This window comes from Nitrospirillum guaranorum (assembly GCF_034653275.1).
Taxonomy (GTDB): domain Bacteria; phylum Pseudomonadota; class Alphaproteobacteria; order Azospirillales; family Azospirillaceae; genus Nitrospirillum.
Map to the genome: position 1 here is coordinate 61,195 of NZ_JAYEES010000002.1, position 20,704 is coordinate 81,898.

The following is a 20,704-nucleotide window of genomic DNA, read 5'->3' on the forward strand; positions in this document are numbered from 1 at the left end:
CTTTTCGAAAAGCTCATGACATCCGATCGCTACTATCTGGGCGTCGATGGCGGCGGCACCAAATGCCGCGCCCGCCTGCGCGCCCCCGACGGCACGCTGCTGGGTGAAGGCCTGGGCGGTCCCGCCAACATCCGTCTTGGCCTTGACCGGGCGTGGGCCAGCATCATGGAGGCCATACAGGCGGCCCTGGCGCAGGCCGGCCTGGACGCCACAGCACTTCCCCGGCTGCATGTCGGCCTGGGGCTAGCCGGCATCGTGACGGCGGCGGACGGTGTCCGCACCCGCGCCGCGGCGCCCGGCTTCGCCAGCCTGTCCGCCGAGACGGACGCCCACGCCGCCTGCCTGGGCGCCTTCTCCGGCCGGGACGGCGCCATCCTGATCGCCGGCACCGGCAGCGCCGGCTATGCCTTGATCAACGGCCAAGGCCACGCCGTCGGCGGCTGGGGGTTCGAGGTCTCCGACGAAGGCAGCGGCGCCAGCATCGGCCGCGAGGCCATCCGCGTCGCCCTGCGCGCCCACGACAGCCTGGCCCCCGAAACCGGCCTGACCCGGCAAATCCGGCAGCGGCTGGGCGGCTCGCCCGCCGCCATCGTCGCCTGGGTGAACGATGCCGGCCCCGCCGACTATGGCCGCCTGGCCCCGGATGTCCTGGCGCACGCCGCCAAGGGCGACGTGGTCGCCTGCACCATCATCGCCAAGGCCGCCAAGGAACTGGAGACCTACATCCGCCACCTGCATGCCCTGGGCGCCCCGAACCTGTGCCTGATGGGCGGGCTGTCCGCCCCGCTGACCCCGTGGCTCAGCCCCTGGGCACGATCCCTGCTGGCCGCCCCCGAGGGCGACGCCCTGGAAGGGGCCCTGCTGATGGCCCGCCAAAACATTCCCACCCCCATCGCCAAGAGCGCCCTGCCATGACCCGTGAAACCCTGATGGCCCCCCTTATGGCGAGCGAGGCCGCCGAGACCCCGGACGCCCTGCGCCGGCAGATCGATCGCTGCACGCCCTTGTTCCGGGATCTGGGCGAGCGCCTGCGCCGCCTGGCCCCCCGCTTCGTCGTGACCGGCGCCCGGGGCAGCAGCGACCACGCCGCGACCTACGGCAAGTACCTGATCGAAACCCGGCTGGGCCTGCCCGTGGCCTCCATCGGCCCGTCCGTGGTGTCGCTGTACCAAACGCCCCTGCACCTGAAGAACGGGCTTTACATCGCGGTGTCGCAATCGGGACGCAGCCCCGACCTGTTGCGCCTGACGGAGACGGCCAAGGCCGGCGGCGCCCTGACCGTGGCCTTCGTGAACGACGAGACCTCGCCCCTGTTCCAGATGGTGGACGTGGCCATCCCGCTGTGCGCCGGGCCGGAAAAGAGCGTCGCGGCGACCAAGTCCTACCTGACCTCGCTGTTCGCCTTCCTGCAGATGGTGGCGCATTGGAAGGCGGACCCGGCCCTGCTGGCCACGGTGGCGGACGCCCCCCGCTGGCTGGAAAAGGCCGCGGCGCTGGACTGGTACCCCGGCCTGTCGCACCTGGCGGCTGTCCGGGGGCTTTACATCATCGGCCGGGGGCTGGGCGCCGCCGCCGCCCAGGAAATGGCCCTCAAGTGCAAGGAAACCAGCCGCCTGCACGCCGACGCCTTCAGCGCGGCCGAGGTCATCCACGGCCCCCTGGCGCTGGTGGGACCGGATTTCCCCGTGTTGGCGCTGACGCAGGATGACGCGACCCTGGCCCCCACCAGCGACGCCATCCGCCGCATGGTCGGCCTGGGCGCCACCGTGCTGTCGACGGCCGGCGACATTCCGGGCGTGGTGCCGCTGCCCGCCGTGGCCGGCGTGCCGGCGGAACTGGCCCCGCTGACGGCGGTGCAAAGCTTCTACATGGGCATCCACCGCATCGCCACCGACCGGGGCCTGAACCCCGACGTTCCCCCCAACCTGGCCAAGGTGACGGAGACGGTGTGACATGCGCCATCTACTGACGGGAGCCCGGCTGTTCACCGGCGACGTGCTGCTGGATGACCACGCGCTGCTGCTGGCCGGGACCGACATCCTGGACATCGTGCCGGCCGTCGCCAGCGTGGCGGGCGCGGCGCGGGTGCCCCTGCCCGAGGGCAGCCTGCTGGCCCCGGGCTTCATCGACACCCAGGTCAACGGCGGCGGCGGCGTGCTGTTCAACGACACGCCCACCACCGCCGGCGCGCTGGCCATCGCCGCCGCCCACCGGCGGTTCGGCACCACGGCGCTGCTGCCCACCGTTATCACCGACGACCTGGACACCATGATGGCGGCGGCGGAGGCGGCGGCCGAGGCGGCGGCGGTGCCGGGCAGCGGCATCATCGGCGTCCATCTGGAGGGGCCCTTCCTCAATCCCACGCGGCGCGGCGTCCATAAGGAGGCCCACATCCGCCGTCCCAATGGCGTGGATCTGGACCGGCTGAGCGCCCTGCCCCGGCATTTCGGCGACCTGGGCCGCGTGCTGCTGACCCTGGCGCCGGAACAGGTGGACGATGGCGATATCGCGCGGCTGGTGCGCGCCGGGCTGATCCTGGCCGGGGGGCACTCCGCCGCTAGTCATGAACGCACGCAAGCGGCCCTGCGCGCCGGTCTGCGCGGTTTCACCCACCTGTTCAACGCCATGCCCCCCATCAGCAACCGGACGCCCGGCATCGCCCTGGCCGCCATGACCGCCAAGGACGCCTGGTGCGGCCTGATCGTCGACGGCGTGCATGTACATCCCGACCTGCTGGCGTTGGCCCTGGCCGCCAAGCCCCGGGGCAAGATGATGCTGGTCACCGACGCCATGCCGCCCACCGGCACCGACGCCACCACCTTCACCCTGTACGGCGAGCGCATCCACCGGCACGATGGGCGGCTGGTGACCGATGACGGGGTGCTGGCCGGCGCCGACATCGATATGGCGCAGGCGGTACGCAACGCCATGCGTCTGCTGGGCGTGGAGTTGGAAGAAGCCTTGCGCATGGCATCGCTCTATCCCGCGCGCTTCCTGGGCATGGACGGGCGGCTGGGACAACTGGCCGCCGGGTTCCAAGCCGACCTGGTGCTGCTGGACACGCAGCAGCGGGTGCTGGGCACCTGGGTCGCCGGCCAGCGGGACGGAGCAGCCTCGCCCGCCTGAGTGATCGGGCACCTGGACAGGGCATTATATTTTATATGCTATCCCACTGTACAAATGTGCAGCGAACTTTCTTTGCCCGTTCGCAATTGCGTCATTGTGTCTCTGACAGCGGTGTCTCATCATGAGGTGGAATAAAGAAATTAAATTGCATAAGGGAACCCGGCCGGATGCAGCCGCCCCTCGCCCACCAACAGCCTGAGCTTCACCCCACCCTGGGGGCCAGCCTTTCCGGCACGAATCTGGAACGCGCCGGCGACCATAACCAGCGGGTCATGCTGCAGGCCATTCGCGTCAGCGGTCCCCTGACCCGGGCCGACCTGGGACGAATCACCGGCCTCACCCCGCCGGCCATCGCCAACATCACGCGGCGCCTGCTGAACGACAGTCTCATTCTTGAGGTCGGCCGGTTGCAGGGCACGCGCGGGCAGCCCGCCATGCGCCTGGCCATCAACCCGGACGGCTGTTTCGCCATCGGCGTCAATGTCGACCGCGACCATGTGACCCTGGTGGTCCTGGACCTGTTGGGCCAGGTGCGCCACCGCGCCGTGCTGGAGGTGGACTTCCCCCTGCCCGACACCGTCGCCGCCTTCTTCAAGGCGCAGGTGGAGGAATTGGTGGAAAGCCAGACCTTCCCGCGCAACCGCCTCATCGGCATCGGGGTGGCGCTGCCCGATGACCTGGGCCGGGTGAACCTGCCCAACCGGCCGAAGAGCTTCGAAGCCTGGAGCACGACGGACATCCCCGACCTGTTCACCGCCACCCTGCCCCTGCCGGTGTTCATGGAAAACGACGCGGCGGCGGCGGCATTGGGGGAACTGCAGTTCGGCCACGGCCTGAGCGACCCCAGCTTCTTCTACGTGCTGGTCAACCAGGGCCTGGGCGGCGGCATCGTCATCGACGGCCAGTATTTCCGGGGGGCCCAGGGCCGCAGCGGCGAATTGGGATTCCTGCCCATCACCTCCCCCCGCACGCTGGCGCGGACGTTGGAGGAGGCGGTGTCGCTCTCGGCCCTGTATGCCTACCTCGCCGCCCGGGGCCGCGCCGTCACGCGGCCGGAGCAACTGCTGGAATTCGACCCCGTGGGCCAGCAGCTGCTGAACGATTGGCTGGATCTGGCGGCCGAGCTGCTGACCACGCCCATTGTGGCGGTCAGTTGCCTGGTGAACCCGGAGGCGGTGTTCTTCGGCGGCCGCTTGCCGGCCCCGCTGATCGACCGCCTGGCGCAAATGATCAACGACCGGCTACGGGCGCACGCGGGCGCCATCCCCGTCATCGTTCCCGTCCGCCGCGCGGCCACGGCCACCGACGCGCCGGCGGTGGGGGCGGCCCTGTTGCCCTTCAGCGACCGTTTGCTGCCCACCCGGACGACGCTCATGAAAACGGCGGCCGACTGATTGTATTAATTATTTCATTTTTCCTTTTTAATGAGTATGGTCCTGTCTAGGGAGACATCCGAAGACCCCACGCACGGGAGGGGGCCCGGACCACGCACCATCAGACGCACCATTCCCATCCGTTAGCAGATGGCCTGCGAGAGGGCTTACGCATGATTCAAATCGGGGTCGATTTCGGCGGCACGAAGATCGAGGCCGCCGCCCTGGATCTCAACGGCCGTTTCCTGTCGCGCCTGCGCGAACCCAATCCGGGCAGCTATGACGCCGCCATCGCCACCATCTGCCGCCTGATCCATCGGGTGGAGACGGAGGCGGGGACGCAGGGCACCGTGGGCATCGGCGTTCCAGGCTCGATCTCCCCACAGACCGGCCTCATGCGCAACGCCAATTCGGTTTGGCTGAACGGCCGCGTCTTTCACAGCGACGTCGCCGCCGCCCTGGGCCGTGAGGTCAGGGTCGCCAACGACGCCAACTGCCTGGCCCTGTCCGAGGCCGTGGACGGTGCCGCCGCCGGCGCGCGCATCGCCTTCGCCGTCATCCTCGGCACCGGCTGCGGCAGCGGCCTGGTGATCGATGGCCGCCTGATCGAGGGCGCCAACGGACTGGCCGGGGAATTGGGCCACATCTCCCTGCCCTGGCCCAAGGCGGATGAGGTGCCGGCGCCCGACTGCTGGTGCGGCAACAAGGGCTGCCTTGAAACCTGGGTGTCCGGCACCGGTTTGAGCCGGGAGTTCCGGGCGGTCACCGGCCGCAAGATGGATGCCGAGACCATCATCCAGAGCATGCGCCGCAACGAGCCGGATGCCGTGGCCGCCTTTGACCGCTTCATCGACCGACTGGGCCGCGGCCTGGCCGTGGTCAGCAACATCGTCGATCCGGATGTCTTCGTCTTCGGCGGCGGCTTGTCCAACGTCACCGAAATCTATGACCGGCTGGCCGGCGCCATCCGGCCCTATCTCTTCACCGACGTCTGGGAAGCGAAGCTGGTCCCGGCCCGCTGGGGTGATTCCTCCGGCGTGCGCGGCGCCGCCCGCCTGTGGGAACGCGCGCTGTAATGCTGCCCCCTCGGCACTGGGTCGCGGTGGTCTTGACCGCCATGGCCGCCGCCGTGTCACTCAGCGCACGGGCCGCCTCCCCCCTGGACCTGTCGGCGGCCGTGGTCGTGGCACCCGGGATCAAGGGGCCGGAAGCCGCCGCCGTGGGCATGCTGGTGGATGAGGTGCGCAAGCGTACCGGCGTTGCCTGGCCCAAGGTGTCGGTGGCGCCCGACGGGGCAGCAGCCCGCATCGTCATCACCCACGCGGTTGGCAAGCCGGAAGGTTATCGCCTAACAACCGAACGGCGCGGTGGGGAAACCGTTTTGGTGGTCGCCGGCAACGACAGCCGGGGCGTGTTGTTCGGCATTGGGCACCTGCTGCGCACGCTGACCATGACGCCCGGGCACATCGTCCTGGATCATCCGTTGAACCTGTCCACCAGCCCGGCCCAGCCCGTACGCGGCCATCAGATCGGCTATCGCTACAAGAACAACACCTACGACGCCTGGACGCTGGCGCAGTTCGAACAGCAAATCCGCGACCTGGCGGTGTTCGGCGCCAACGCCGTCCAGCTGATCGCCCCCGCCTCGGACGACGAGCCGACCAGCCCCCTGTTCCCGGCCCCGGCCTTGGAAACCACCCTGGGCATCGCCCGCCTGCTGGACAAATACGGCCTGGATTGCGACCTGTTTTATCCGGAGATGCGCCAGGACTACGCCGATCCGGCGACGGTGGCGGCGGAACTGGCGGCGTTCGAGGACCTGGTGCGGCGCTTCGCCCATCTCCACGCCGTCTACGTGCCGGGCGGGGATCCGGGGCACACGCCGCCGGATCTGCTGTTTCCCCTGCTGGAGCGGCAGGCGCGCATCCTGAGACGGTATCATCCCCATGCCCAGCTGTGGGTATCGGGCCAGGGCTTCGACCAGGCGCACTATGAGGCCTTCTATCATCTGCTAGCGCGGCGGCCGGCCTGGCTGACGGGGGTGTTCTTCGGCCCCCAGTCGCGCGACCCCTTGCCCGTGCAGCGCGCCCGCATTCCCCGGCGCTACCCCATCCAGTTCTACCCGGATATCGGCCACACCCTGCACGCCCAGTTCCCCGTACCGCGCTGGGATCCCGCCTTCGCCTTGTTGGAGGGGCGGGAGCCCATCAACCCCCGCCCCCGGGATGAAACACTCATCTTCCGTCATTTCGCCGGCCTGACCGTCGGGTTCGTGACCTATTCGGAGGGGGTGAACGACGATGTCAACAAGGTGCTGTGGACGCGCCTGGGCTGGTCCGCCGCCACCCCGCCGGAGGAGACGCTGCGCGACTACGCCCGCTATTTCCTGGGTGGGGCGGAAGGGGACAGGCTGGCCGCCCTGATCCTGGCGCTTGAGCGCGACTGGCGGGGTCCCATCACGGACAACAGCGGCATCGCCGCCACGCTGCAGGACTTCCAGGGCTTTAAGGACCGCCCCGACCTGAGGGAGAATTGGCGCTTCGAATCCCTGCTCTACCGTGCCACCTACGATGCCTATGCCCAGGCGCGGGCCAGGGCCGAGGCACGGCGCGAGGCCCAGGCCCTGGACACCCTGGCCCAGGCCCCGGCCCGGGGCAGCCGCGACGTCATGGCGGCGGCGACCATCGCCCTGGCCCAACCCGACGATGCCGAAACCGGCCGCCTGCGCGACCAGCTGTTCGACCTGGCCGGCCGCCTTTACGCGCACGTGGGATTGCAGCTGAGCGTCACCCGCTACGGCGCCTCGGGCGTCGAGCGGGGTGCCAACCTGGATCGGGTGGACACCAGCCTGAACGACCGCGTCTGGCTGACGCGGCGCTTCGCCGACATCGCCCAGCTGCCGGACGAGGCGGCGCGCCAGGCGCGCCTGGCCGAGATCGTCACCTGGCGGCGACCGGTGCCAGGCAGCCTGTACGATGACCTGGGCGACCCGGGGCAGGAGCCGCACCTGGTGGGGGGCAAGGCCTACGGCCAGGATCCGGAACTATACGACAGCGACATCGACGGCATCGCCGACCGGACACCGGACGACGGCTGGCGGCTGTCCTGGGTCACCTATGCCGAGACGCTGTATGAACGCCCCATCCACCTGCGCTACCGTCGCCTGGATCCCACACGCCATTACACCCTGCGCGTCACATACGCGGGCGAGGATTACGCCCTGCCCATGCGCCTGACCGCCAATGGCGGCATCGAGATCCATGCGGCCCTGCCTCGGCCCTCGAACCCGGCGACCCTGGAATTCGACATCCCCCAACAGGCCACCCACGACGGCCGGCTGGATCTGGAATGGACGCGGCCCCCGGGGTTGGGCGGCAGCGGGCGGGGGCACCAGGTGGCCGAGGTCTGGCTGATGCCCCAGCCTTGACCCGTCAGCGCGTCACGATCCCCAGTTCCGCGAAGGCCACCAGCCCCTCGCCACCGGCGGCCCGGGTGATCTCCAGCCGCACGAACCGCCCGGGGCGCGCCTCGGGGAACATCACCCGCTGCTCCCCGGCATTGGCGGCGATGTTGGCGAATTCGCCCGCCACCACCGGCCCCCAGGCCTTGCCGTCGACACTGGCCTGGATGCGGTAATTCCCCGGCGCGCCCACGCCCGGCGGACGCTGGCCCGCCGGCAGCAGGGTGATGCCCTTCAGGGGGCGCATGGCCCCCAAATCCAGCACGACCTCATGGGGCAAGGGCCGTCCGCTGGTGACCCATAGGCTGCCGGGGTCTTCATCGATGATCGCCTCGGCCCCCGGCGCCGTGGCCGACACCACCCGCCAGTCCGCCTTGGAAACGTCGAACCCCCGCATGGCCACGCCGCTGCTGGCACCGGTGCGCGGCAGATGGCAGATGGCCTGAACGATACCGCCCTCCGGCAAGGGGAACGGATCCTGGTAGAGGGGGGAGCGCAGGGTCGGAACCTCGCCATCGGTGGTGTAGTGCAGGATGGCGCCCGGAATGTCGCTGGATAGGGTCACCAGCCCGTGGCGATCGCGGCGGATGCCCGGCTCCTCCACCAGGTCAGGCAGGCGGAACAGCGCCACCTCGCGGATGGCTGGGCAAGCGTCCGCGTCCAGGATGCGCAGGCGCAGGCGGGTGGTGGCGATCGGGGCGGTCAGCCGCACCAGGCGCTGGCTGCCGATGGCGGTGTGGCGGGCGACCTCCGCCCAGCTTCCCTGACCGTCGTCCCAAACCTCCAGCGCGAAGGCGCCGATCCGCTGGCCCAACGGCAAATATTCGCGCAGGCGCACGACGTTGAAGCTACGCGCCTGGGGCCATTCCAGTGTCAGGTCGGCAACGTGGGCGGCATCCGGCGGCGCCCAATAGCTGTCCGCCCGTCCGTCCAGAACGTTACGGGGGTCGAAGCCGGGCCCGCGCACGGCGCTCGCTTGAACCACGGCCCCCTGGGCCAGGTCCGTGCCGAAGGTGGCGCGCAGCAGGTCGCCCCAGCCCTTCAGCATCGCGGCGTCATGGTCGGGTACGCGGCCGCGCCGGTCGGGCGGCAGGTTCAGGATCAGGTTGGCGCCCCGGCCCACGGACTCGAAATACAAGCGCACGAGCCGCCCCACCGACTTCACATCGGCATCCTCCTGCGCGTGCCAGAACCAGCCGGGGCGCAAGGACACGTCGACCTCGGCCGGCCGCCAGTGCGCCCCGCCCCGCGTGCCATGCTCTCCAATCTCCTGGGTGTAGGGGGCGTCGCCCACCGTGGCGCGGCAGGGGTCGCCGGCATACCCTTCCTCATTGCCCACCCAGCGCGCATCGGCACCCCAGGGCCCGTGGGCGTCGCGACCCCAATTGCCCCAGATGACGGCATCCGGCTGGTACTGCCGCACCAGCGCCCAGGTGTTGGTCCAGTCGTAATAGCTTTCGGCGTCGATGGAGCGCTTCTCCCGCGCCCCGCCGTAAAAGCCGTCGCCACCGTTGGCACCGTCGAACCACATCTCGAACAGGGGGCCATAGCCCGTCAGCAGTTCGCGCAGCTGGTTACGGTAATAGGTGATGTAGGCAGGCCGGCCGTATTCCGCGTGATTGCGATCCCAGGGGGAAAGGTAGAGGCCGAACCGCAAGCCGGCCCGGCGGCAGGCGGCCGCCATTTCCCCCACGATATCCCCCTGCCCGTTCTTGTAGGGGCTGTTGCGGATGCAATGCTCGGTGTACCGCGTGGGCCAGAGGCAAAAGCCGTCGTGGTGCTTGGCCGTCAGGATCAGGCCGGTCAGGCCCGCCGCCTTGGCGGCCCCGGCGATCTGGTCGGCGCTGAAGTCGGTGGGGTTGAACAGGGCCGGTGATTCATCGCCGTACCCCCATTCCCGGTCGGTGAAGGTGTTGATGCTGAAATGGACGAAGGCGTAGGCCGCCATCTCATGCCAGGCCTGCTGCCGCGCCGCCGGCACCGCGCCCCATGGCTGCGGCGCCGGCGCCTGGCCCGCCGTGGCGCCGGCCAGGGACAGGATGCTGGAGGCGGCACCGGTCGCCAGGACGGCGCGGCGCGACGGCAGGAACGGGCGGGACATCGGCAAGCTCCCCGGCATGGTGTATCATTAATGAAACTGAATTAAATTAATGATGCCATGCTCGGGGAACCGTTTAAAGACCTTAAGCCCGTGTGGCGGTGAAGGAGGGCGGCCGGTCGGCGGGGTCGGCACCGAAGCGGGGGTTGGGCTTGGGGCCCAGGGTGAAGACCAGGCGGCCACCCTGCACCAGGTCGGCGTGGCGGATCCAGGTGCGGGTATATGGCTTGCCCTGCCAGGTGACCGACTGGATGTAGGGGCTGTCCGGGGCGTTGCCGGCGGCTTCGATGGTCAGGGTCCGGCCCTCGCCCACCGTCACGTCCACCCGGTCGAACAGGGGCGAACCGAAGACGTAGATGGGGGTGACCGGGTCGACGGCGTACAGGCCCAGCGCGCTCATCAAATACCAGGCGCTCATCTGGCCGCAATCCTCGTTGCCGGCCAGGCCGTCGGGATCCGCCCGGTACATGGTCTTCAGCAGGCTGCGCACCCGCGCCTGGGTCTTATGCTGGGCTCCGGTGTAGGCGTAGAGATAGGCGATGTGGTGGCTGGGCTCATTGCCGTGGGCGTATTGCCCCACCAGGCCGGCGATGTCGGGCGGCGCGTCGTCCGGCAGGTCGGAACTGGTGGTGAACAGCTCATCCAGCTTGCGCTCGAACGCCGCTGGCCCCCCGAACATTTCCATATAGCCGTAGACGTCGTGCTGGTTCAGGAAGGTGGCCTGCCAGGCGTTGCTTTCCGTGAAGTCGCGCCACTTGCGGCTATGGCCCATGCCGCGCGGGTCGAAGGGCTGGGCCCAGCTGCCGTCGGTGAAGCGCGGGCGCATGAAGGTCATGTCGCGATCGAACAGGTTGCGATAGTTCAGGGAGCGCTTGCGCAGCGCGTTGGCGTCCTCCGTGGCGCCCACGGCGTCGCCCAGGCCCGCGATGGCCCAGTCGTCATAGGCGTATTCCAGCGTCTTGCTGACCGCCTCCTCCACCGTGTCGCTGGGGATGTAGCCCAGGCGCCGGTATTCCGGCAGGCCGCTGGTCTGACCCTGCAGGGCCTGCTTGCGGAAAATGGGCCAAGCCGCCTTGTAATCGACGCCGGGTATGTTCTTGGCCGCCGCCTCGGCCACCACCACGGCGGAATGCCAGCCGATCATGCAGCCGGTCTCGGTACCCTGCAGCGGCCACACCGGCGGGCCGGCGGGGCTTTCCTGCGCCATGCGCACCAGGCCGCCCACGATGTCGCCCACCCGGCCGGGCGGCTGGGCCAGGGTGAACAGCGGATGCAGGGCGCGGTAGGTGTCCCACAGCGAATACGTGGAGTAGTTGTTGGCCCCCGTCGGCAGCTGGCGCACCGTGCTGTCCATGGCGCGGTAGCGGCCGTCCACATCGCTGAACAGCGTGGGCGCCAACAGGGCATGGTAGAGGGCGGTGTAGAAGATTTTGATGTCGGCGTCGTCGCCGCCCTTGGTGATCGCCAGGCGGCCCAGCTCCGCCTCCCATGCCGCGGCCGCCGCCGCGCGCACCCCGTCGAAATCCCAGCCCGGGATTTCCGCGTCCAGGTTGCGCAGGGCGCCGTCGATGTCGACGGCCGACAGGCCCACCTTGACCAGCAGTGGGCCGCTGTGGGCGTCGGGCAGGTCGAGCACGCACTTCAGCGCGGCCCCCTCCACCGCTTGCGCGCCCTCGGGCAGCGCGTGGTCGTTGCTGTAAAGGCGCGCGCCGGCAAAGGGGCGCGACAGCTTCATCGCGAAATAAATGACCCGCCCCTGCCCCCATTGATGGACATGGCGGCCGCCCACCAGCGTGTCCTTGCCCACCAGGCGCAGCGAGGCGCCGGTGATACGGGTGACGGAGCCGGCGGGGTCCTGGAACCCGTGGGCGAAGTCGATCAGCAGGTGGGCGCCGGCCGCGTCAGGGAAGCGGTAACGGTGCAGGCCCGCCCGCGCCGTGGCCGTCAGTTCGGCCTCGATGCCGCTGTCCTTCAACCGCACGCGGTAGTAGCCCGGCGTCGCCTGTTCGTCCGTATGGTCGAAGCGGGCGCGATAGCCTTCATCGGGGTTCTCCAGCGTGCCGGGGTCCAGGCGTACCGGGCCCACACGGGGCACCACGAGCACGTCCAGCATGTCGCCCACGCCCGTGCCGCTGAGATGGGTGTGGGAGAAGCCCAAAAGGCTGCGATCCTGGATGTGATAGCCCGAGCAGGCGTCCCAGCCGGCGGTGTTGGTGTCGGGGCTCAGCTGCACCATGCCGAAGGGCACGGTGGCGCCGGGGTAGGTGTGGCCATGGCCGCCAGTGCCGATGAAGGGATCGACATGGCGGCAGAAGCCGGCACCGGCTTTCCGCCCCGTGCCGGCGAACGCGATGCCGACACCGCCCGCCAGCGGCACCAGGGCCGCGGCGGCCACGCCGCCCAGCAGGTCACGCCGTGTCATCATGGAAAGGCCCTCCGTCAACGCCGGCTCAGGTCAAAGGTTGGCGCAGCAGTGCCGGCTTGCGCGCCATCAGGTCCAGGATCAGTTCGCCGAACAGGCTGTTGGCCCAGGCGAACCAGGGTCGGGTGAAGTGGCCGGGATCGTCCTGGCCGAAGGCTTCGTGCATGAAGCCGGTGCCGGCGTGCGTACCCTTCAGCCACCGCAGGCACTGGCGGATTTCCGCGTCGTCGTCGCTGGTCAGGGCACGGACGATCAGGGACATGGGCCAGATCATGCCCAACCCCACGTGCGGCCCACCCACGCCCTCCGCCGCGCGGCCCCGGAAGAAATAGGGGTTGCGGCCGCTCAGCACCCGTTCCCGGGTGCGCCGGTACAGCGGGTCCCCCGCGTCGCAGCAGCCCAGGTAGGGCAGGCTCAGCAGGCTGGGCACGTTGGCGTCGTCCAGGAACAGGGCGTTGCCGTAGCCATCGACCTCATAGGCCCAGACGTCCTGGCCTTCCCCGTCCGCCATGCGGCCATGCCGCGCCAACGCCGCCGCCACGGTGTCGGCAAGGCTATGACAGGCGGCGGCCAGGGTGACGTCACCATGGATGGCCTGCGCCATGTCGGCCAGCTGGCGCAGGCTGGCCACGGCGAACAGGTTGGCGGGGACCAGGAAGGGCAGCGCGCAGGCGTCGTCCGAGGGCCGGAACATGGAATGGATCAGCCCGACCTTGGCCGTGGGCGCGCCGTAGCCGTCCAGCGGCAGCGTGTCGTTGGGTGTTTCGCTGGTGCGCTGGAAGCGGTAGGGGCCGGGGCCGTCCAGCCTCTGCTGTTCCCGGAAGGTGCGCACCACCAGGGCCATGGCCTGGCGCCAGGCGGCGTCGAAGGGGATGGTGTCACCGGTCGCCCGCCAATAGCCGTGGGACAGGCGGATGACGTGGCACAGGCTGTCCACCTCCCACTTCCGCTCGGCCACCCCGGGCCTCATTCCTGTCATGTCGTCCTTGGCCCAGCTCAAGGGCGTCGGGACATCGGCGTCGCGGCTGAAGGCGTTGGCATAGGGATCGATCAGGATGCAGCGCGCCTGACGGCGGATCAGCCCCTGATAGAGGTGACGCAGGGCCGCGTCCCGCCGCGCCAGCGACAGGTAGGGCCACACCTGGGCGGAACTGTCGCGCAGCCACAGGCAGGGGATGTCGCCGGTGATGACGAAGGCGTCGGGCCCGCCGTCCAAGGTGCCCAGGGACACCGTGGTGTCCAGGGTGTTGGGATAGCAGTTCTGGAACAGCCAATAGAGCTCCGGATCGGCGATGGCGGCGCGGGCATCCCGTATCACCGCCTCCACCGCCGGGCTCACATAGCCCCGGGCGCCGGGTGCCGGTCGCCGGGAAGCCAGGACGGGCGCGCCGGCGGCGCGAAGCGGACCCGTCAAGCCCAAGCCTGCGCCGGCCACGGCCATCGTCAGCACATCTCGGCGATTAGGCATCTGCATCCCATATCCCGGGCCCGTGATGGGGGCGGGCCGGTTCCGCCCGGCCTTATCCCCGCAGAATAGGGAAAGGCCCTGGTGACCGCCACCAGGACCTTTCGTCCCGCTTCAGGATCAGTAGCTGTACTTCATGCTGACCAGAATGGTTCGCCCGGTATCCACGATATCGGAAATCGCCAGGCTCTCCTTGCCGATATGCGACCAGTAAGAAATATCGTCGAACAGGTTCGACACCGAAACGTCGGCCCGCACGCCGTAGCCGAAATCGTAGCCGGCATGCAGATCCACGCGCTGGACCGGGCGGATCCATAGGTCGTCCCAACTGCCGCCCAGACCCAGGTAATCGTACTGGGTCACGTAGGCCCCGGTGTAGTGGTAGATCAGGTCCAGGGTGAAGCCGTCCTTTTCGTAGAAGGCCTCGATGTTGGCCATCCATTCCGGGGCGTTCTGGATGCGCTCGTTGGGGTCCAAGCCCGGCGCCTTGGTATCGACCGACGTCCATTGCCGGGTGAGGTTGGCGCCGATGCCGAAGCCGTCGAACGGGGCCGGCATGTCCTGGAATTTCTGCCGGGCGGAGAGTTCGATGCCATAGACCTGGCCGTCGCCGCCGTTGGTGGGGTGGTGGAAGATCACCGAACCGCTGTTTGCCACCGCCGGATTGCTGTAGGTGCTGCCGTTGTCATAGATGTAGTTGGACAGTTGCTTGGCGTAACCCGCCACCACCAGGGTGCCGCCATGGCCGCTGTCCCACTGGCCGGAGAGGTCGTAGTTGACGGCGGTGATGGCCTTCAGGTTGGGGTTGCCCTCGGTGATGGTGGTGACGCCGTTGGAGATGCTGGTCTGCGACCCGCCGCCCAGCTGCACGAAGGGCGGGCGGGTGTAGCTGGTCCAGATGGCCGCGCGGTAGACCGAATTCTCATCGGGCCGATAGTTGGCGAAGATGCTGGGCAGGGGTTCGTTGTAGTGGGTGGAGTTATAGCCCCAATGGCCGGCCAGCTCATTGCCGTCGGCATCGTGCGGAGTCACCCAGAAGGTGTTGTGGATGGACGTGTGCTCAAAGCGGAAACCGGGGACGATTTCCAAATCGTCGAATTTCAGGTTGGCCATCACGTAGGCCGCCGACACGGCCTCGGTGCCCTTCTGGGTGTTGCAGTTCCAGTTGTTGATGTACAGGCTGCTGCAGCTGTCCAGATTGCCGGGATAGGCATAGGTGTTGTAGAGGCGGAACAGCGCCGCTTGGTCGATGATCGGCACGGACCAGTTGTAGATGCCGGGATAGACCGATGAATAGTTGCCGCTGATGATGCCCAGCGAGCCGAAGGTGCGGCCGTCGTCGAAATTGCCGTTGTACCAGTCGCGGTTGGTCACCTGGCGCTCGCTGACCTGATACTTCGCGCCGAACTTGATGAATTCCAGCGGGCCGGCGTTGACATCGTAGCGGGTATCAAATTTGCCGCCGCCTTTCACCTGGCCGCTCAGCTGCGCGGTGATCTCACCCCGGTCGCGGGCCGGCAAGCTGGCGACGTTGCCCAGCTGCGCGATGACATCCGAACCGACCAGCGGATAGGGGAAGTCATTCACGTAGGTCGCCAGGGTGTTGTTACCGTAGGCGAAGCCGTTGCCGTCGTTTTGGACCGAACGGGTGGAAATCTCGATATGGTCGGGGCGGTCGTTGTCACCCCAGCTCATGAAGACGTTGGGGCTGAAGGTCCAGTTGCCCCATTTCTTCTCGCCGCCGAACTGGGCCGTCGCCAGGTCGGAATATTCAGGGTTGGTTTCATACCAGAAGCGGGTGGACAGGTATTGGATGTTGGGGTGGTACAGGGGCGTGCTGCCGATCTGGTCATAGGTGACGTTCATGCCGATCAGCTGGCTTAAATTGCTGTTCTGCTGCGTCTCCGCCACCGCGTAGCTCAGGCGGAAATAGGCGCTGGCGGTCTCGTCCGGCTGCCAGTCCAACGAGACGTTGCCGCCATAGCGTTTGGTGAAGCCGGTAGAGACGCCGACGTTGAAGCCGGTGGTTTCCAGGTTCTTGGCCGGGTTCAGGTTGCTGGGGTTCGTGCCGTCGGCATTGGCCACGGCGAAGGCCCAGGCGTTGTCGCAACAGGTGGTTTCCGCGACGGCGCCCATTTCGCTGTTGGCGTAGTGGCGGATATCGTAATAGGCGCTGACATAGACGCCGAACTGGTTGTCGCGGCCGAACTTGCCCGCCCCTTCACCCGCCAGGCCATAGCCCAGGCTGTCCTTCTTGTAATCCTGCGCCCGGGTTTCCAGCCGGCCGCTGGCCGTGAAGCTGAACATCAGCGGTTCGCTGTAATCGAAGGCTGTGGGCGTGCGGAAATCGACGGTGCCGCCGATGGCGTCGCCATCCATGTCGGCCTTGGACGTCTTGTTGACGACAATGGTGTTCAGGCCGGACGGCGGCAGCAGGCTCAGCTGCACCTCGCGGCTGTAAGGCATGCCCTGGGCGACATTGGCGCCGTTGATCAGGTTGACGTTGTATTCGCCGTTCAGGCCACGGATGGAGGTGAACATGCCCTCGCCGCGTGAGGCGGCGCCGATGCCGCCCACGAAGGATTGTCCCTGACTCATGACGTTCACGCCGGGCAGCAGGCCCAGCGCCTCGGCCACGTTGTGCACCGCCGTGTGCTCCAGGTCGGCCGCCGACATGACGTCGACGGTGTTACTGGCGTTCATCTGCAGGCTGGATGCCTGGTAGCGGTTGGCGGCGACGATGATCTCTTGCAGCGCCGCGGTATAGGCCTCGAAGCTGACCGTCACGGCACCGTCCCTAGGCACGGTCACGCGGGTGGAGCTGGTGTGCAGGCCAGAGCGCGAGGCCGTGACCGTGTAGCTGCCCTCGGGAACGTTTGCCAGGGTGAAGGTCCCGTCCTCACCCGAGGCGGTGGAATAGCCGGTACCGGGTATGGTGATGGCCGTACCGGCCAGCGGCTTGCCCGTGCCCGGGTCCACGATCGTGCCAGTGATGCTACCTGCCATGGCCGGCAGCGAGAACGCCATCACCGTCGATCCCGCCAGAAGGCCAGCCCTGAATTTGCCCAGGCCCATGTCTTGCTCCCCGATTTTAGTGGAGCGGCGGCCGGTTTCACCGGGGCATCGGTCCCCGGGGAAAGGATGGTTAAGCGCGCCGTTCTACCTACAGAGGAACGCCCGGCCGGCGGCCAAGTCAATTCATTTTTTCTATTTTCTTTATTTTTGATCTAAAAATTCCATTCCAAGCCCCCTCCCATATGAAACCAAAGTTCAGAGAGGTGGGAAGGACCGCCGGCGAAGATATTGGAATCGCTTGCATCGCCGGGGCAAGACATACGGCCGCGTCGCGCAACAGAAGGACCATGCCGCAAGGCACCGTTTCACAACGGGCGGAAAAGGACGCTTTCCCTACGCTTCCATTGAGGCCGCGCCACTTGCCGATGCAAAGCCCCGGACCAGAGAAAACCCTTGAGGTGCATTCACACGGTTTTAGGCGGCGCGCAGGACCCCGCTTCTTTTCCGACTCGCGGAGATCGCCAACACAACCATCGAATGGAAAATAATTTCCATTATTCTGAAATTAGGAATATATTTATCGAAATAACCCCCGCCACACGACAGGGAAAGCCGCAGCCATGGCCGTCATCCGCCGCCGCCTCGCCACCATCCTGGCCGGCACCGCCCTCGCCACGCTCATGGCGCTGGGCGCTGGGGCCAGGGCGGACACCGCGCCGCCAGCTGCGGCCCAGGCCTATACGCCGACGGCGGAGAACTTGGCCGCGCGGCAGTGGTTCCAGGATGCCCGGTTCGGCGTCTTTTTGCATTGGGGCCTGTACAGCGAACTGGGCGGCGCCGGCAAGATGGGCATCGCCGAATGGATCATGGATGAGAACCAGAATCCCCGCCCGCCACTACGAACGCCTGGCCCGGTTCTTCAACCCCACGGCCTTCGACGCGGACACCTGGGCGCAGACCTTCAAGGCGGCGGGCGCCCGCTACGTCGTCATCACGTCGAAGCACCATGAGGGCTTCGCCATGTTCGCCAGCAAGGCCAGCCCTTACAACGTCGTCGACGCCACCCCCTTCCATCGCGATCCGCTGGCCGAACTTGCCGCCGCCTGCCGCAAGGCCGGGCTGAAGCTGTTCTTCTATTACTCGCAGCTGGACTGGCACCATCCCGACTATTTCCCCCAAGGAACGACGGGGCATGCCTCGGAGCGGCCGGCCGGTGGCGACTGGGACCGCTACATCGATTTCGAACAGGCGCAGCTGCGTGAACTGCTGACCCACTACGGGCCCATCGGCGGCATCTGGTTCGACGGTTGGTGGGACCAGAAGGACACGGCCTACAGGGATCGCTGGCGCCTGGATGAGACCTACCGCCTGATCCACGGCCTGCAGCCGGCCGCCCTGATCGGGAACAACCACCATCAGGCGCCCTTCCCCGGTGAGGATTTCCAGATGTTCGAGCGTGACCTGCCGGGCGAGAACAGCATGGGCTTCAACAAGGCCGGCGTCAGCGCCCTGCCCCTGGAAATGGCCGAGACCATGAACGGCTCCTGGGGCTTCAACATGATCGACGACCAGTACAAGTCGACCGCGACCCTGGTGCGCAGCCTGGTGGGCGCCGCCGGCCGCAACGCCAACTTCCTGCTGAACACCGGCCCCATGCCCAATGGTGAGCTGCAGCCGGAAAACGTGCAGACCCTGAAGGACATGGGGCAATGGCTGAAACGCTATGGCGAAAGCGTCTACCAGACGCGGGGCGGCCCCCTGGCGCCACGCCCCTGGGGCGTCACCACCCAGGCGCCGGGGCGCGTCTACGTCCACGTCCTGGACTGGAAGGACAGCCCCCTATTCCTGCCGCTGACCCAAACGGTCAAGAAGGCGACGCTGCTGCGCGACGGCAGCGCCGTGACGGTCCAGGCCCGGCCCGACGGTCTGGAATTGACCCTGCCGGCCGCGACAGGCGAGGCTATGGACGGTTGGGACCGGGTGATCCGCTTGGATCTCGGCCCCTGAGACGTCAGCGGCGCATGATCCAGTCGTGCGCAGGGTCGTTGCGGAAGATCCAGCGCCGCTCCGGCCCCGCCATCACGTTCAGGTAATAAAGATCGTAGCCGTGCGGGGCGCCCACGGGGTGATAGCCACGGGGCACCATGACCACGTCGCCATCCTGCACGCAGATGGTCTCATCCAGGCTGCGGTCGTCGGTGTAGACGCGCTGGAAGGCGAAGCCCTGGGGCGGGTTCAGGCGATGGTAGTAGGTTTCCTCCAGCGCCGTCTCGTGGCCGGCCTCGGCCGTGTCGTGCTTGTGCGGCGGATAGCTGGACCAATGACCGCCGGGGGTGATGACCTCCACCACCAGCAGGCTGTCGGCCGGCTTGCCCTCCGGCAGGATGTTGCGGACGTGGCGGGTGTTGGCGCCCTGGCCCCGCACCTCGCGCGGCATCTCATCCGCCGCGATCACCCGGGCCTCGGCGCCGGCATGGCCCGGGGCGGTGCAGACCGCCAGCTCCACCGCGTCGATCGCCACCACGCGGTAAGCTTGGTCCGCCGGGACATACACCGCACCCGGTGCCTTGTCCTCGAATACACTGGTGCGGCCGCCGACGGGACCCAGGTCCTGGTCCCCCGCCGTCACCCGCGCCGTGCCGGACAGCACCACCAAGCAGGCCTCGCGCCCCGGCTCCGTCCCCTCCAACATCTGTCCCGGCGTCAGGCGGTGCAGGCGGAAGCCGACATGGGTCCAGCCGGCGCTTTCCGGCGTCACCTCCAACACACAGCCAGTGACATCGGGCGCTTGGGAACGCACCAGCAGGGGCGACGCGGTCATGACGCCACCGTCAGGCCGGCGCCGGCCGCAGCGTAGCGCAAGTGGCGCAGGCCCATCTCGCCGTACTGGCGCGGGTCGGCTTTGGCGGGATCCTGCTCCGCCTCAATGATGACCCAGCCGGCATAGCCGATGTCGGCCAAGGCGCGCATGACGGCGGCATAGTCCAGGCGGCCGTCGCCCGGTACCGTGAACATGCCGTCCAACACGCCATCCAGGAAGCTGCCGCCCCGGTCCCTCAGGGCCTGGAACACGGACTGGCGCACGTCCTTGCAATGGACATGGGCGACGCGGGCGGGGTGGGCGCGGATGACCTCCACCGCGTCGATGCCGCCCAGGGCGGCGTGGCCGGTGTCCACCGTCAGGCCGACGGACGGGCCGGTATGGGCCAGGAACTGGGCCAGATCGTCCGGCCGTTCCACCACCGTGCCCAGATGGTGGTGATAGGCGAAGCGCAGCCCCTGCCCCGCGATATAGTCGGCGACCTCGGTCAGGCGCCGGCCGAAGACGGCCCACCCGTCCGCGTCCAGCCGGGGCGTCTCCGCCAACGGGCGGGCGCGGTCGCCATGGATGGCGTTGCTGGTCTCGGCATGGACGAAGACGGTGCTGCCCATGGCCTTCAGCAGGGCCAGGTGCCCCTGCAGGGCGGCGATCTCGGCCGCCGCGTCATGGGCCAGCAGGTTGCCACTGTACCAGCCGCCCACCAGGTCCAGCCCATGGCCGGCCAGCAGGGGCTTCAGCGCCTGCGGATCGCGGGGGAATTTGCCGCCCAGTTCGATGCCGCTGAACCCGATGGCGCGGGCGTCGGCCAGCACCGTTTCCACCGGCGTCGCCCCACCCAGTTCGGGCATGTCGTCGTTGATCCAGGCGATGGGACTGACGCCGAAGCGAATGGACCCTAAGCGGGTAGACATGGGGGCTGACCTC

14 protein-coding genes are annotated in these 20,704 nt (G+C 68.1%); 8 read left to right on the plus strand and 6 right to left on the minus strand.

The features are described 5' to 3' along the window. Positions 1-15 precede the first annotated feature (15 nt). The 6 genes from UAJ10_RS06340 to UAJ10_RS06365 all read left to right on the plus strand — a co-directional run bounded on the left by UAJ10_RS06340 (position 16) and on the right by UAJ10_RS06365 (position 7,926). On the plus strand, positions 16-915 hold the full coding sequence (locus tag UAJ10_RS06340; protein WP_322914538.1) for a glucosamine kinase nucleotide-binding domain-containing protein: 900 nt from the start codon (positions 16-18) through the stop codon (positions 913-915). Beyond that, a complete protein-coding gene (locus UAJ10_RS06345) occupies positions 912-1,952 on the plus strand; it encodes an SIS domain-containing protein (protein ID WP_322914539.1) in 1,041 nt (346 codons plus the stop codon). Before UAJ10_RS06340 ends, UAJ10_RS06345 begins: the two co-directional genes overlap by 4 nt. A 1-nt stretch (position 1,953) precedes the next feature. Beyond that, positions 1,954-3,126, plus strand: coding sequence for an N-acetylglucosamine-6-phosphate deacetylase (nagA, locus tag UAJ10_RS06350; RefSeq protein WP_322914540.1), 1,173 nt, complete (start codon positions 1,954-1,956; stop codon positions 3,124-3,126). Between the two features lie 167 nt (positions 3,127-3,293). Then, on the plus strand, positions 3,294-4,520 hold the full coding sequence (locus UAJ10_RS06355) for an ROK family transcriptional regulator (RefSeq protein WP_322914541.1): 1,227 nt from the start codon (positions 3,294-3,296) through the stop codon (positions 4,518-4,520). A 152-nt stretch (positions 4,521-4,672) separates the two neighbouring features. After that, positions 4,673-5,575 carry an ROK family protein gene (locus tag UAJ10_RS06360; protein WP_322914542.1) on the plus strand — a complete coding sequence of 301 codons (903 nt, stop codon included), beginning with the start codon at positions 4,673-4,675 and terminating at the stop codon, positions 5,573-5,575. Then, positions 5,575-7,926, plus strand: coding sequence for a hypothetical protein (locus UAJ10_RS06365; RefSeq protein ID WP_322914543.1), 2,352 nt, complete (start codon positions 5,575-5,577; stop codon positions 7,924-7,926). The genes UAJ10_RS06360 and UAJ10_RS06365 overlap by 1 nt, the downstream gene beginning before the upstream one ends. 4 nt (positions 7,927-7,930) lie before the next feature. On the opposite strand, the gene UAJ10_RS06370 is transcribed toward UAJ10_RS06365, so the two are convergent. From UAJ10_RS06370 to UAJ10_RS06385, 4 genes are all read right to left on the minus strand, one after another. Beyond that, positions 7,931-10,060, minus strand: coding sequence for an alpha-L-fucosidase (locus UAJ10_RS06370; protein WP_322914544.1), 2,130 nt, complete (start codon positions 10,058-10,060; stop codon positions 7,931-7,933). A gap of 82 nt (positions 10,061-10,142) precedes the next feature. Beyond that, positions 10,143-12,482, minus strand: coding sequence for a GH92 family glycosyl hydrolase (locus tag UAJ10_RS06375; protein WP_322914545.1), 2,340 nt, complete (start codon positions 12,480-12,482; stop codon positions 10,143-10,145). Between the two features lie 25 nt (positions 12,483-12,507). Further along, complete coding sequence (locus tag UAJ10_RS06380; RefSeq protein WP_322914546.1) at positions 12,508-13,947, minus strand: glycoside hydrolase family 125 protein; 1,440 nt, start codon at positions 13,945-13,947, stop codon at positions 12,508-12,510. Positions 13,948-14,064: 117 nt separating this feature from the next. After that, a complete protein-coding gene (locus UAJ10_RS06385; protein WP_322914547.1) occupies positions 14,065-17,019 on the minus strand; it encodes a TonB-dependent receptor in 2,955 nt (984 codons plus the stop codon). Between the two features lie 560 nt (positions 17,020-17,579). On the opposite strand from UAJ10_RS06385, the gene UAJ10_RS06390 reads away from it, so the two are divergent. Both UAJ10_RS06390 and UAJ10_RS06395 read left to right on the plus strand, forming a co-directional pair. Further along, positions 17,580-17,969 carry an alpha-L-fucosidase gene (locus UAJ10_RS06390; RefSeq protein WP_322914548.1) on the plus strand — a complete coding sequence of 130 codons (390 nt, stop codon included), beginning with the start codon at positions 17,580-17,582 and terminating at the stop codon, positions 17,967-17,969. Then, positions 17,866-18,966 carry an alpha-L-fucosidase gene (locus UAJ10_RS06395; RefSeq protein WP_322915011.1) on the plus strand — a complete coding sequence of 367 codons (1,101 nt, stop codon included), beginning with the start codon at positions 17,866-17,868 and terminating at the stop codon, positions 18,964-18,966. Before UAJ10_RS06390 ends, UAJ10_RS06395 begins: the two co-directional genes overlap by 104 nt. A 4-nt stretch (positions 18,967-18,970) precedes the next feature. On the opposite strand, the gene iolB is transcribed toward UAJ10_RS06395, so the two are convergent. Beyond that, positions 18,971-19,780, minus strand: a complete 810-nt coding sequence (gene iolB, locus UAJ10_RS06400; RefSeq protein WP_322914549.1) for a 5-deoxy-glucuronate isomerase — start codon at positions 19,778-19,780, stop codon at positions 18,971-18,973. Further along, entirely contained in the window at positions 19,777-20,691 is a 915-nt protein-coding gene (gene iolE, locus UAJ10_RS06405) for a myo-inosose-2 dehydratase (protein ID WP_322914550.1), read from the minus strand. Before iolE ends, iolB begins: the two co-directional genes overlap by 4 nt. Between the last annotated feature and the right edge of the window lie 13 nt (positions 20,692-20,704).